At 35.7% G+C, this 13,186-nt stretch carries 14 protein-coding genes; 12 read left to right on the top strand and 2 right to left on the bottom strand.

What is annotated here, in order from left to right; genetic code table 11:
- The first annotated feature begins 25 nt into the window (after window positions 1–25).
- The 10 genes from C1631_RS18285 to C1631_RS18240 all read left to right on the top strand — a co-directional run bounded on the left by C1631_RS18285 (window position 26) and on the right by C1631_RS18240 (window position 9,436).
- Window positions 26–1,243: a TCR/Tet family MFS transporter gene (locus tag C1631_RS18285; RefSeq protein WP_103246725.1), complete on the top strand. Its 1,218-nt coding sequence runs from the start codon at window positions 26–28 to the stop codon at window positions 1,241–1,243.
- A gap of 66 nt (window positions 1,244–1,309) precedes the next feature.
- Window positions 1,310–2,212 (top strand): AraC family transcriptional regulator, encoded by a 903-nt coding sequence (locus tag C1631_RS18280; RefSeq protein ID WP_165828332.1) that lies wholly within the window; start codon window positions 1,310–1,312, stop codon window positions 2,210–2,212.
- Between the two features lie 234 nt (window positions 2,213–2,446).
- The gene (locus tag C1631_RS18275; RefSeq protein ID WP_103246727.1) at window positions 2,447–4,693 is read left to right on the top strand and encodes a TonB-dependent receptor; all 2,247 of its coding nucleotides are present in this window, start codon (window positions 2,447–2,449) and stop codon (window positions 4,691–4,693) included.
- A 48-nt stretch (window positions 4,694–4,741) separates the two neighbouring features.
- The gene (locus tag C1631_RS18270; RefSeq protein WP_109713705.1) at window positions 4,742–5,401 is read left to right on the top strand and encodes a hypothetical protein; all 660 of its coding nucleotides are present in this window, start codon (window positions 4,742–4,744) and stop codon (window positions 5,399–5,401) included.
- A 126-nt stretch (window positions 5,402–5,527) separates the two neighbouring features.
- Window positions 5,528–6,859 carry a 2TM domain-containing protein gene (locus C1631_RS18265; protein WP_103246728.1) on the top strand — a complete coding sequence of 444 codons (1,332 nt, stop codon included), beginning with the start codon at window positions 5,528–5,530 and terminating at the stop codon, window positions 6,857–6,859.
- Window positions 6,846–7,154, top strand: a complete 309-nt coding sequence (locus tag C1631_RS18260; protein WP_103246729.1) for a 2TM domain-containing protein — start codon at window positions 6,846–6,848, stop codon at window positions 7,152–7,154. Before C1631_RS18265 ends, C1631_RS18260 begins: the two co-directional genes overlap by 14 nt.
- A gap of 95 nt (window positions 7,155–7,249) precedes the next feature.
- A complete protein-coding gene (locus C1631_RS18255; protein ID WP_103246730.1) occupies window positions 7,250–7,819 on the top strand; it encodes a methyltransferase family protein in 570 nt (189 codons plus the stop codon).
- 215 nt (window positions 7,820–8,034) lie between these two features.
- The gene (locus C1631_RS18250; protein ID WP_103246731.1) at window positions 8,035–8,328 is read left to right on the top strand and encodes a 2TM domain-containing protein; all 294 of its coding nucleotides are present in this window, start codon (window positions 8,035–8,037) and stop codon (window positions 8,326–8,328) included.
- A 31-nt stretch (window positions 8,329–8,359) separates the two neighbouring features.
- Window positions 8,360–8,635, top strand: coding sequence for a 2TM domain-containing protein (locus tag C1631_RS18245; RefSeq protein WP_103246732.1), 276 nt, complete (start codon window positions 8,360–8,362; stop codon window positions 8,633–8,635).
- 57 nt (window positions 8,636–8,692) lie between these two features.
- Complete coding sequence (locus C1631_RS18240; protein ID WP_103246733.1) at window positions 8,693–9,436, top strand: LytR/AlgR family response regulator transcription factor; 744 nt, start codon at window positions 8,693–8,695, stop codon at window positions 9,434–9,436.
- A 126-nt stretch (window positions 9,437–9,562) separates the two neighbouring features.
- Here C1631_RS18240 and C1631_RS18235 read toward each other — a convergent pair whose 3' ends face one another.
- Window positions 9,563–10,789: a DUF6051 family protein gene (locus C1631_RS18235; protein ID WP_109713641.1), complete on the bottom strand. Its 1,227-nt coding sequence runs from the start codon at window positions 10,787–10,789 to the stop codon at window positions 9,563–9,565.
- A 164-nt stretch (window positions 10,790–10,953) separates the two neighbouring features.
- On the bottom strand, window positions 10,954–11,850 hold the full coding sequence (locus tag C1631_RS18230) for a hypothetical protein (RefSeq protein WP_103246735.1): 897 nt from the start codon (window positions 11,848–11,850) through the stop codon (window positions 10,954–10,956).
- A gap of 114 nt (window positions 11,851–11,964) precedes the next feature.
- On the opposite strand from C1631_RS18230, the gene C1631_RS18225 reads away from it, so the two are divergent.
- Entirely contained in the window at window positions 11,965–12,693 is a 729-nt protein-coding gene (locus tag C1631_RS18225; RefSeq protein WP_109713639.1) for a glycine-rich domain-containing protein, read from the top strand.
- Between the two features lie 29 nt (window positions 12,694–12,722).
- Window positions 12,723–13,076 (top strand): hypothetical protein, encoded by a 354-nt coding sequence (locus tag C1631_RS18220; protein WP_103246736.1) that lies wholly within the window; start codon window positions 12,723–12,725, stop codon window positions 13,074–13,076.
- The last annotated feature ends 110 nt before the right edge of the window (window positions 13,077–13,186 follow it).

The raw sequence follows: 13,186 nt of genomic DNA, 5'->3' as shown, positions 1-13,186 counted from the left end.
TTCCATTATTAAAAGAATAAAATTTATGATGGCTACGAAAAAAAAGTACGCGCTTGTTTTTATCTACATTACCATTCTGATTGATATTATTGGGATAGGAATTGTTGCTCCTGTATTGCCGACTCTTATTTTAAAATTATCAAATGGGAACTTAAGTAAGACCACCCAATATATTGGATGGTTCATATCGATATATGCTTTCATGCAGTTTATTTTTGCCCCTGTTCTGGGGAGTCTTAGCGACCGGTATGGGAGGCGGCCCTTATTGCTGTGGTCATTATTAGGACTGGGCATAGATTATATGATCCTTGCAATGGCTCCCAATCTTACCTGGTTATTTGTAGGAAGAATAGTCGCGGGAATTATGGGGTCCAGTATGACGACAGCTACAGCATATGTTTCAGATATCAGTACGCCCGAAAAGAAGAGTCAGAATTTTGGAATGATAAGCGCTGTTGCCGGCCTTGGTTTAATAATAGGCCCTGTGATTGGAGGCGCACTAGGACAGTATGGAGAGCGAATTCCTTTTTATGCCGCTGCAGCATTGAGCCTTGTCAATTTTATTTATGGCCTTTTTATCCTTCCTGAATCACTTAAAGAGAGCAATCGAAGTCCATTCTCCTGGAAAACAGCCAATCCTATAGGTGCTATAAAAAGTATTAAAAAAGAAATATTAGCACCTTCTCTCATCATTGCTTTTGTGTTTATTGCATTGTCTGGTCATGCTATGCAAAGTACATGGAATGTATACGGGATGGAAAAATTTCAGTGGAAAGCTGATATGATAGGATATTCATTAGGGTTTTTTGGAGTTTTAATGGTGATCACCCAAGGATTGTTCATTGGCTTATTCATTAATAAATTGGGACAAAAGAAGTCAATCATCATGTGTCTGTTGATTTATTGTATCAGTTTGTTTTTGTTTGGACTCATTAATAAATCATGGATGGCCTTTGTAGTGATGATTCCTTATGCATTGGGAGGAATGGCAACCCCTATCCTTCAAAGCCTGATCTCCTCTAAAGTGCAGGATAACAAACAGGGATTGTTGCAGGGAGGATTATCCAGTATCGGGAGTATTACGGCTGTTTTTGGACCCTTGTTGATGACCAACGTGTTTGCTTATTTTACATCTGGGTATGCTCCTTTTATATTCAGTGGGGCTCCTTTTGTGTTGGCTTCTGTTTTAGCGATGGTAGGGAGTTTATTTGTGTATTCTGCCATAAAAAATGAGAAGACTTAAAAAGAGCAACAAAAGACAAGCCGGGTATGATTCGGATTGATACCTTTGTCAATTAACAGCTTTGAATTGAAAGAATATAAAAAAAGAATTGTCAGAACCATCCAGTATATTGATGCAAATCTGGATGCAGACCTCTCTCTTGAAAGGATTGCCGAGGTTAGTGCTTACTCGCCTTTTCATTTTCACAGAATATTTAAACTCATTACAGGAGAAACCCTTCAGAATTATATCATCAGAAAAAAAACAGAGAGAAGTGCTTTTTTTCTGGCAGTAAAGAAAGAAATGGAAATCAAAGATATTTATTTTGATCTTGGCTTTTCAAATCACTCGGTTTTCAGCAAAACATTTAAAAAATATTATGGGCTACCTCCTTCAGAATTTCGGAAAAAAGCTCCTGAAACATTCCACAAGATTTTACAAACAGACCGCAAGAACGGACAAGTCGATACGGTTTTCAGCCAATACATTTGCAATATAGAAAACCTGTTAAATTGGACAACAATGAACTTAAAAATCGAAGTGAAAGAATTGCCGGAAATGAATCTGGCCGCAGTAATGAGCTTAGGAATTGCGAATGTAGAGCCTTCATTCAATGTATTGATAGATTGGGCAAAAATGAAAAACTTGTTTCCCCGGGAAAATATCAAAATGCTTTCTGTTTATCATGACAGTTTCAAAGTAACACCTCCGGATAAAGTCAGGATTCATGCATGCTTGCTCCTGGATCAAAAGCTTGAAGATTCCAAAGGAGAAGTCTTTTCCGAAACCATTGACGCGGGAAGATTTATAGTCGGAAACGGTGAAGTGACACTCAACGATTTTGAACAGTGCTGGGTATCCTTATTTTTATGGATGAATGAGCACAACTATTCAATGAGAAAAGCATTTCCTTTTGAAATCTATCATTCCAACTTTAAGGAACATCCCGAAGGAAAAATGATTGTGGATTTTTGTATTCCGATTCAGTAATTAAATTCAGGCAGGAAGCCTGAAGCGGGGAGATAGAAGAAGGAAGTCGTGAAGGTTATAAAGAATAAGATCTTTCATTTAAAACCAATTGATTGGCTAGTGAATATCTGTATCTATAACTAAGAGTAACTTCCAGCCCTTTTTACCATTCGGACACAAAAGAATGCCTTTCAGTAATTATTTTTTTACAGGAAGGCATTTTTCATATTATTTTTGATCCAGATATTAAAAACTATGAAAACTCAAGGACAAAAAATCCTGTTTCTTATTGCCTCTTTTGCTTTTATACTGGGATATTCTCAGATGAAAGTTTCAGGAAAAGTAACCTATAGAAACAAAGGAATAGGAGAAGTAAATGTCACTTTAAAAGATTCATATGATGGTGCAACCACCGATGCTCAGGGAAATTTTTCTTTTGAAACGACTGAAAAAGGGAATCACATATTAACATTTACTCATCCCAAGTATGAAGAAGTGGAAAGAAGTATTGTTATTGACAACCAGGAGGTAATGTTGAATGTACAGCTTAAAGAACAAATCAGTGAAATCGATGCCGTAGTCGTTTCTGCGGGCTCTATCGAGGCCAGTGATAAAAAAAGAGCTACGGCACTGCTTTCTCCGATTGATATCTATACTACAGCCGGTGCTGACGGACAAATTTCTTCAGCTTTAACGTATCTTCCGGGAGTACAGAAAGTAGGAGGTACTGAAGGGCTGTTCATCAGAGGAGGAACAGGAACGGAAACCAAAATTTTTATGGACGGCAGCCTTATCAACAACTACTTCTCCAATTCTATTCCGGGAATTGCAGGAAGGGATCAGTTCAATACCTCTCTGTTTAAAGGAAATATATTCTCTAGCGGCGGATATTCTGCTTTATACGGACAGGCTCTTTCCGGGGCTTTATTACTGGAGAGTGTTGACCTTCCGGATCAGAGTTCCTATGATTTTGGAATCTCGCCAATCTTTTTAAGTGCTGGTTTTCAGAGTCTTAGTGAAGATAAAAGCCATTCCTACGGAGCGACGCTGGGATATTCAATGCTGAATCTGATGCAAAAGGTTTTTAACTTTAATACTAATTTTATTGAAGCTCCCAAAGGACTGAACAGTGATTTCAACTTTAGAATTAAAACAAAATCAGGAGGATTTTTAAAATACTATGGAATGTATAATTCCAACAAAATGGGTGTGAAAACAGAGAGTCTTGAACCCGGATATGATTTTGCCCTGGTAAGATTGAACGGAGCAAACACCTATCACAATCTCTCCTTCAGACAGAAATTCGGAAAATACCTTTTCAATGTGGGGGGATCATACTCATATAACAAATCAGATCTTAACTTCTCTACCGAAACCAACGAAGTAGAATCAGGTAAAACCAGATTATTAACAGATGGAAACTATCTCAATTTCAAAGCTGTTCTGGAAAGAAAAATAAACAGGATCAGTGCTGTAAGGGGTGGTTTGGAGTTCAACAACACGAATGAAAAACTAGACTTTGAGCAGGTGAACAAACGGTATAAAGATTTGATTTCTTCAGCTTTTGCAGAGACAGATCTGGGCTTCAGCAATGCATTATCTGCTAAGATAGGAGTGAGAGCAGAGTATTCATCCTATTTGAATAAAACGAATATTGCGCCTCGTTTCGCATTGGCCTATCGGTTTGCCAAAGACTGGACAACCTCTTTTGCATACGGTCTTTTTTATCAGAATCCCGAAAGTAAGTATATTAACGGATCGGCGAATCTGGATTTTCAAAAATCACAACATTATATTTTTCAGATTCAGAGAGCTTCCGAAGGAAGAACCTTACGTTTCGAGGCTTTTTATAAAAAATATGATCAGTTGATTAAAACATTTAATGTCACACCAGACAAAGAACAAAACCAACAGGTACAAACAGCCATGAATAATGATGGTTATGGCTATGCCAAAGGACTTGAATTGTTCTGGAGAGATAATAAAAAAACATTTAAGAATATCGATTACTGGATTACCTATTCATTCCTGGATTCAAAAAGAGATTTTCTTAATTATCCGGTGAGTCTCAAACCAGGTTTTGCAGCAGAGCACACCCTTTCAGCTGTAGTAAAAAGATTTATTCCTGAATGGAAACTTGGAGCAAACCTGTCATACACTTATGCCAAAGGGCGACCTTACTATGATATTGCTTCTACCTATGATAATGGAAAAGCAGTCAATTATACCAGAAATGAAGGAAGACTGAAGGATTATAACGCACTTAATTTCAGTATCAATTATCTTCCCAATCTTGGAAAAAAGGATGCGCGGGCATTTACGGTGTTCGTACTGAGTATTACCAATGTCCTGGGGTCGAAAAATGTGTATGGCTATAATTTTTCAGTAGATGGAACAAGAAGCTCGGCAGTAGTTCCTCCGGTCAACACGTTTATATTTGTGGGAGCCTTTATAAGCTTCGGAGCAGATAAAACACAAGACGCTATCAATAATAATCTATAAAAAAACTAACTTCGAAGAACCTTATTACTAACTTTTAAAATGAACAGTATGAAAAAATACCTTTTAAGCTTTGCTTTAGCTTTTATGAGCTTAAGTGCTTTTGCTCAGACAGATTATGAAAAAATAATGACTGAGAAAATTGCAAAAATTGAAACCTGCAAAACAGCAGAAGACTTTCAGACCCTGGCCAATGATTTTCAAAGGATAGGAAGTAAAGAAAGTTCTCAATGGCTTCCGCAATACTATGCTGCTTTTGCCTCAATTCAGAAAGGAAGAATTATGATGCGCGGAGGACAGATGCAGGATCTCGATGGGGTTGCTGCGCAGGCCGAAAAATACCTGGGGATGGCGCAGAATCTTGCAGGAGCTGATAATGCTGAAATTCATTTATTAAGAAAAATGGCTTATTCTATGCGAATGATGGTAAATCCTCAGCAACGCTACATGACGGATGGAGCAAGAGCTGGAGAAGAACTTAATATTGCTGAGAAACTGGATCCGGGCAATCCGAGAATAGCTTTGATTAAAGCAGAAGATACCTATTTTACCCCGGAACAATATGGAGGAAGTAAAACCAAAGGAGTGGAGCAATTTAAAGCTGCATTGGCAAAATTTAATGCCTACAAACCGAAAACATCTTTAGATCCGAACTGGGGGAAAGCCGAAGCAGAATATTTTATAAGTCTGCCGGTAGAAGCAACAAAATAATCTTAATAAAAGCCTTCATTCAGTGAAGGCTTTTTTGTCCCGTTCAGGAATGAAAAAGCACCCTTCGGTAAGAAATAATTTTTGATACCTTTAATAAAAACTAATTTTGAGTTAAGAAAACGAATCATGAAGCGTAAATATGGTATAATACTTCTCTGGACCTCATTAGGAACAACATTGTTCTTCTTTTTGTTCTTTAATGATCGCAAAGATCTTCATACTTTTATGATCACTTTGTTGCTATCAACAATGTATTCTTTTGTATTGGGGTTTGGAAACGGGTTTATTAATGAATATCTCAATAAAAAATTTCCGTGGTCTGAAGCAACCAGAACAAGAGCTGTCCTGAGTATTATTTCCATTGTTATCGGAAACTTTATTCTGGTCTATTTTTGCAACTTTATGAATTATGTAGTGATTCAGAAAACCGCAACGATCGAAGATTTTTTCTCAAGCAAATATGGGCTTACCAATTGGTTTATGATCAATATTGCCCTGTTGATTACCACCTTTCTTCATGCTAAAGGATTCATGGAAGAGCTCAGAAAGACTTCCAAAAAAGAGGTGGTAGAACAAAAGCTTATTGCCAAGTCTGCCAACGCACAGTTTGAGAGTTTAAAAAACCAGCTCGATCCTCATTTTCTTTTTAACTCTTTGAATGTTTTAAGTTCGTTAATTGATGAAAATCCTCAGCAGGCCCAAAAGTTTACAGCTTCAATGTCAAAGATTTACCGCTATGTACTTGAACAAAAAGATAAAGAGCTGGTAACAGTAGAAGATGAGATAGAATTTGCAAAGATATATTGTGATCTTTTGAAAACAAGATTTGAAGATAGTGTAGATTTCGCTTTTGAAGTAGAAAAAGAAAATTACCGTAACTACGTAGTTCCACTTTCATTACAGCTGTTATTGGAAAACTGTATCAAACATAATTTTGCCACTTCGTCAAAACCATTGATGATAAGAATATTTTCCGATGGTGATACGCTTTGTATTGAGAATAACCTGCAGGTAAGAGAACAAATTAAAGAGAGCTCAGGAATAGGACTGAGTAATATTGTTCAACGATATTCCTTACTGACCAAAAGGAATGTTTTCATTGAAAAATCCGAAAATTATTTTAAAGTAAAACTTCCGATGTTATCAGATAAACCTAACGCTATCAATAAAGAACCTGAAGATGAATATAAAGCTTACAAAAAGGCACAAAAGAGAGTGAAAGAAATAAAGGGATTTTATAGCAACCTTATTTCTTACTGCATTATTATTCCTTTTCTTGTTTTTATCAACCTGATGACGGGAACCAGAAATCACTGGTTCTGGTATCCGGCCATTGGATGGGGAATTGCACTGGCATTCCGGGCACTCCGGATTTTTGGACTCGGAGACTCATGGCAGGACAAAAAAATAAGAGAAATAATGGATCAACAAAAAAATCGAAACAATGGAAACATTTGACGAAAATGATATTCAATATCAGCAAGCCAAAAAACAGGTAGAGAGTTTAAGAGCTTTTTATACGCATCTATTTGCCTATCTGGTTGTAAATATTCTTATTGTCTTTTACAATTACTCAGAGCTTGAACCTGGAGAATCGTATTTCCAATTTAAAAATTTCTTTACCGCAACGTTGTGGGGAATTGGACTTGTAGCACACGGTATAACTGTATTTCTACCCAAATCCAATTATGTAAAGAAATGGGAGGATAGAAAAATCAAAGAGATGATGGGCAAGCAGAAGGAATCTAAGTAAAAAAGAGAAAACATAAGTAATGAACGCAATTCTGCCATATTACAAATTCTTTTTACCACCCTTTCAATCATTTATTTTTAATAAAATTTTATGAAATGAATACCCTATCAATTCTTTTCACCATTTCCATGGTGGCATGGTTTCTCAGTGAATTCCTTTACAAAAATATGTTAAAATCAGATAGAGGAGATAGAAAGGATAAAGACAAATCTACCCTTAATATCTTATGGCTTGCTATTCCATTTTCTATTATGGCAGCAGTTATTAGTTCTTATAATTCTACATTTCCCATTGCCTCAGGATCCTGGATCTCTTACCTAGGGGAAGGGTTGATTCTGATCGGAATAATTTTCAGATTTATAATGATAAGGTCTCTGGGAAAGTATTTCACTGTTGATGTGACCATAAGACAAGATCATAAAATCAAGAAACAAGGATTTTACAAATATCTCAGACATCCCTCTTATACTTTTTCCCTGCTTACATCCCTTGGGCTTGGATTATATTTAAATAACTGGCTGTCATTAGCATTGGCTTTTGTTCCTCCGTTTTTAGCATTTGCTTATAGAATAAAAGTAGAAGAGCAAGCTTTGATAGAACAGTTTGGGGAAGAGTATCTGGAATACAGAAAAAAAACAAAGAAACTGATTCCCTTTATTTATTGAGATAGAACGCTCTTTTGAAGTTGAATATTGGCCTGGAAGTTTAAAGGGGATACCAAAAATTCCATGTAAAGAAAGCAAGAACATCCGCTGAATTAACATTTTTACAGTTCAGTATTCATATTCTACCATTCGGTAAGATAAAATTGATTTGAGGTGGTTTACTGCCATACATTTGTCTCAACAAAAACAAACAACTCATTTTAAAAAATTAAAAAATGGAAACTTTCACCAACAAAGACGAATTAGCTTACAGAAAAGCAACAAGAAGAGTAAAAGAATTAAAGGGGTTTTACGGAAACCTTACTTCTTATTGTGTTATTATTCCTTTTCTGGCCATATTAAATGTTATGACAGCTCCCGGGTATTTATGGTTTTTATGGCCAATGTTAGGATGGGGAATAGGGGTTACATTTCATGCCGTCAGTGTTTTTGGATTAGGAAAACAGTGGGAAGAAAGAAAAATAAAACAGTTAATGGATGAAGACAGGAAAAACATCAAAACACTTTAAAATTTAACAATACTTTTAAAAACTTAATACAATGGACTACAATCAAGCACAACAAAGAGTACACGACCTGAAGAAATTTTACAAACATGTTTTATGGTTCGGAATTGTTGCATTCATTATTTTCTTTGATGATATTTTTGAAAAGGGGATCTTCAATTTTTCACTTTGGGACGGTTCAGTAATTCTGGTGATCTGGGGAATCATTCTGACTGTAAAAGCAGTTAAACTATTTCTTTTTGATGCTGAATGGGAAAAAGAGGTGATAGAAAAGGAGATGAGAAAATCAAAAGAACCACTTAAGTTTTAAGAAAGCATTTTTTTGACTAATTTTATTTCAGAATTTTAAACTAAAATCAGGAACTCAATGATCAAAACTGTCATTATTGAAGATGAAAAACCCGCTTCAAGGAAATTAGAGAGAATGTTAAATAACTTTTCTGAAATTGAACTTGTTGCTAAAATAGAATCTGTAGAAGAAGGTGTGGAATGGTTTACCGAAAATGAGCATCCACAACTTATTTTTTCTGATATCGTTCTCGGAGACGGGCTTTCTTTTGATATATTTGAGAAAGTTCCTACCAAAGGGTTCATCATCTATACCACAGCTTTTGACCAGTATACACTGAAAGCATTTAAATTAAACAGCATTGATTATCTCTTGAAACCTATTATGGAAGATGATCTTTCCGGGGCTATAGAGAAATTCAAATCATTTATTCCTGCTGAGAATACAGTGGGTTCACAGGATATCAAACAACTGATCAAAAAAGAAAAATCAACTCTTTCCAGAGTGCTGGTAAAGATCGGATATAACCTGAAAATTGTACAAACAGAGGAAATAAGCTGTTTTTTCAGCGAGAATAAAATAGTGTACCTTCAAACAGAAGAACGTACTTATCCTTCAGATTTTACTCTGGATGAGTTGGAAGACGTTCTGGATGGCAAAAAATTTTTCCGTGTGAACAGACAATTCATTATCAATTCGGATTATATTAAAAATATTCATACTTCACCTTATTACAAAGTAGATCTCGAATTTCAGCCTCAGGAAGAGATTACCATAAGCCGCGATCGGGTGAAGGACTTTAAAGAATGGCTGGTAAGCTAAGTAGATAAGATTCAGATTGATCATCCTAACTTTACTACACATTTAACCTTAAAAACAATAACACCATGGATCTCATACTTTTAATCTTTAAACTTTTTCTTTCCATGTTTTAACCCGAAAAAGGTTTTACTGATTATAGAAATTGCTTGCAGATGTTGTAAATTCATGAAAAGCTTTGGTAACTTCCTTCTGATGTTTATAGGTCAGCGGAAAAGGAACCATATGAGAATATTCATAAGGGAAATCTTTTATTTCAACGGCTACATTAATATTCCGATAACCGCCCTGTAAGGTGTTTAATGCTTCTATGGGAGGTGCTACGCTATCTTTTTCCAGTACATAAGCCTTGATTTGTGACTGAATTTCACGAATTCTTTCTTCTCTTTCATACTGGAAATAATTGTAGCGCAACATCTTTTTGAACCAACTTTCTTCAGGGTGCAGATTCTCATTCTGGTAATGTTTTAACCGATCATCAAATTTGAAATCGGAACTTAATAGTTCAGTAAATACCGCCAGCATTTTAATGGTTGCCTGGGCGTCCATAATATATTTTGAAATAGGAAACATCCGGTCAATAGTCATTCCTCCGCAAAAACAAAACACTTTAGATTGGGTGAAAAGTTGCTCAGGATCAGCCATTTTAATGATCAAAGAAAGAAATGATCCGATAGAATATCCGAAAAAATCCAGACTCGCATCCTGGGAAATTCCTTTTATCTTATTCATTTTAATTTCCCTTACCACTTCAATGATATCAGAGTAGGTTTGCAATCCTGACCAAAAAACCCTTTGCGGATGAGCCTCAAGTCTGGAACTTATGGCAGCATTTACATAAGAGAAGTTCGTGTTTTCAGGATATCTTTTTTTCCTGAAATTAACAATTTGTGTCATCTGGTGACGATCACTCCAGATAAGTTCTGCTCGATTCATATGAAAAGCAATGGGAAACAAAATGATCGCTTTATGTGTTTTCTGGGCCAATTCATAAGCCCATGGCAGATATTTATCCCATTTCTTTTCATTCAATCCGTGGAAAAAAATGATGCAACCCCTGGCGGTTTCGATATCTGCTCTTTTCAGAATATAATAGTCAAAACGTTTATTACATTCTATATCAAAATCTTTACTATCTACGGAGGGCTGGTTATAGTGAAGGTAGGCTTTTTCATTTATTTCAAGCGGCAACTGATGCTCTTCACAGTCCTGACTTCCCGAACCATGAAGAAGCCCGGAAGCTTTAGAAACAAAAGGAACAGATTCAATTTTTACATTTAAATCCCTGATCTCCACATTTCCTTTTCCGGAATCAAAATGACTTTTCAATACATCATACAGCTCATAATACTCCATCTTAAGATTGTTTGGGGATTATAATTAGAACAATTAAATTAATGAATTATTGCTGTAATACGCTGATTTTAAATATTTAAATATATTCTCAGCATAGAAAAACCTTTCGGATATATCCCGGTTTTGGATTTCGTATATTAATTCTCTATTTTCAACTCCTATAACTACCTGTAATCAATCCTGTTAGATTCAGTATCTTCAAGTTGTTTTAAAATAGACGCCGGAATCTCATCACTATCGATCGGGAAGCTGATGGAATCTGAGATAAAGCTTTTTCGGTCTGCTTTTTGAAAAATCTCAAACAAGGCGATAGGTTCCTGATTGAAGCTGATACAAGTACTTATAAAATGAAGCTCATGAAGTTTATATTCAGGGTTTTTTAGCTTCTCCTTAATATCTTTAATTCTTGAAATAAAGTGCCGTTGCCGGATAAAAGTATTACTGTTCATGATAATAAATACATAGTCAGAATAAGCCGTTACTTTTCCAAAATATTTATGATGGTCACCGCCACTTCTTTCGATAAAATATTCTCCGGTAGTTTCAGATTTATAAATTTCCATGGCAGAACGCCAGATCCTGTCTTCTTTCGCCAGGGAAGGGTTTTCCGGTAGATTTCGGTTATAAGAGTACCAGCAGCCAACCAAACGATCTAAAAGAACGGTATTTAAATTTACATTATTCATATCAATTCTAAGGTCATTAAAGTTGAAAGACTCCGTATTGGAATTAATAAAATCAAGATAATTTGAATATCCGAGTACTTTAACAATCAGGCTGAGTTTGGCAAGATTAGGTTTACTTAATTGAGCATTTTCATGGTGTTTGAATTTCTTTAGTTTATTGATAATCAAATGCTCATACAGATAATTTGTTCCCAGAAGGTCAGGCTTTTTTTTGATCTCTTTTTCCACATGGTCGTTGGTAATGAGGTCATTAAGCTCTGAACCAATGTAAGACCACTCGGTTTTGGTAACATCTTCCCAATGATTTTTTTTTAAAAATTGCCTGCTGAGGAAGTTCATCAATTTCTCCAGATGTAGAATATCTTCTTTTTTCATTGCTCTGTTTTGTAAGACGAATTTAAGATTTTTATCAAACCAAAAAATACTTAAGGAAGACTTTTATATTTTTAATTCAAAAGATATTTGAGTAGAAAAATTAAAATAAAAACAATGGAAACGAATATCTTATTAAAAGACGAGTCTCTATGGATCAGGATCCTCGGATTTTCTTTAGACGCTCCTGACGCCGATTTTCCTTTTTCGAAAAAATTGGCTAAAGAAGAAAACTGGAGTGCTGACTTTACCCGAAAGGCGATTGATGAATATAAAAAATTTATATACCTCTGTTGTATTCTCCCGAATGGAGCTTCACCCAGCAAAATTGTAGATAAAGTATGGCATATGCATCTGATCTACACTCAAAATTATTGGGAGGATTTTTGCCCCAATATTTTAAAAAGACCTCTTCATCATCATCCTTCCAAGGGAGGGCAATCAGAAAAAATGAAACATACCGACTGGTTTTCAGACACTCTGAAAAATTATATGATGGTTTTTCAGTCTGAGGCCCCTGAAGAAATTTGGACACAACAGGTGAAGTCTGAAACAAAAATCAGATGGTGGAAAAAACTGAGCCTTGTTCCATTATTTGCAATACTGATGACACTGACTTCCTGCCTTGGAGAAGTGCTAACTACCTTATTTGGAATTCTTTTTTCTCTACTTGGAATCTTTTTATTTGCGATAATAGTCTCTCTATTTCAGGGAGATAATGGCCAAAATAGAGATGATGATGGTTCGGGAGGAGGATGTAGTGGCGGTGGAAGTAGCTGTAGCGGAGGTGGTGGCTGTGGCGGAGGTTGCGGAGGCTGCGGAGGTTGTGGAGGCTGTGGTGGATAGAAATGAATACCTAAAAATAATATTGAATCATGAAAAAATTATTTGTCCATTTTATACCTGTCGTCATAAGTTTTATATGGCTCATTACGGAATGCCAGACATTCAATCCGATAACATTAAAAGGACCAGATTTCTTAAAATTCTATATGATTTTGGTGCTTGGGTTTTATCTCTCCGTTTTTATTGTAAAATTGCTGGGAGAAAAATTTACACAGACAACTTTTTATTTTCTAATGGGTATTGGCGCTTTGGGAATCATCAAATTGATCTGGGGAATCATGCTGGGAAAACCGGTTGGTTTTTTAACCATGATATTAATTGCAGAGTTAATTATTGCATTTTTGCTAATGGGCTGGACATCTAATGATCAACGTAAGCAATAAAAAAACAACCCGAAACAAAATGCTTCGGGCTTTATAATATCATTAAGTATGATTCTTAATTTTTGTCTGACTTCTGGTTTAGTGAACAACCACTTCTAAATTCTGCCATC

It is taken from the genome of Chryseobacterium phosphatilyticum, assembly GCF_002899825.2.
GTDB classification, from domain to species: domain Bacteria; phylum Bacteroidota; class Bacteroidia; order Flavobacteriales; family Weeksellaceae; genus Chryseobacterium; species Chryseobacterium phosphatilyticum.
This window is presented reverse-complemented; position numbering and strand designations above follow the sequence as displayed.

Bases quoted from the DNA above. Each gene is read 5' to 3' on its own strand.
- C1631_RS18285 (WP_103246725.1), top strand. From the start codon at position 26: ATGATGGCTACGAAAAAAAAGTACGCGCTTGTTTTTATCTACATTACC.
- C1631_RS18275 (WP_103246727.1), top strand. From the start codon at position 2,447: ATGAAAACTCAAGGACAAAAAATCCTGTTTCTTATTGCCTCTTTTGCT.
- C1631_RS18270 (WP_109713705.1), top strand. From the start codon at position 4,742: ATGAAAAAATACCTTTTAAGCTTTGCTTTAGCTTTTATGAGCTTAAGT.
- C1631_RS18265 (WP_103246728.1), top strand. From the start codon at position 5,528: ATGAAGCGTAAATATGGTATAATACTTCTCTGGACCTCATTAGGAACA.
- C1631_RS18260 (WP_103246729.1), top strand. From the start codon at position 6,846: ATGGAAACATTTGACGAAAATGATATTCAATATCAGCAAGCCAAAAAA.
- C1631_RS18255 (WP_103246730.1), top strand. From the start codon at position 7,250: ATGAATACCCTATCAATTCTTTTCACCATTTCCATGGTGGCATGGTTT.
- C1631_RS18250 (WP_103246731.1), top strand. From the start codon at position 8,035: ATGGAAACTTTCACCAACAAAGACGAATTAGCTTACAGAAAAGCAACA.
- C1631_RS18245 (WP_103246732.1), top strand. From the start codon at position 8,360: ATGGACTACAATCAAGCACAACAAAGAGTACACGACCTGAAGAAATTT.
- C1631_RS18240 (WP_103246733.1), top strand. From the start codon at position 8,693: ATGATCAAAACTGTCATTATTGAAGATGAAAAACCCGCTTCAAGGAAA.
- C1631_RS18235 (WP_109713641.1), bottom strand. From the start codon at position 10,789: ATGGAGTATTATGAGCTGTATGATGTATTGAAAAGTCATTTTGATTCC.
- C1631_RS18230 (WP_103246735.1), bottom strand. From the start codon at position 11,850: ATGAAAAAAGAAGATATTCTACATCTGGAGAAATTGATGAACTTCCTC.
- C1631_RS18225 (WP_109713639.1), top strand. From the start codon at position 11,965: ATGGAAACGAATATCTTATTAAAAGACGAGTCTCTATGGATCAGGATC.
- C1631_RS18220 (WP_103246736.1), top strand. From the start codon at position 12,723: ATGAAAAAATTATTTGTCCATTTTATACCTGTCGTCATAAGTTTTATA.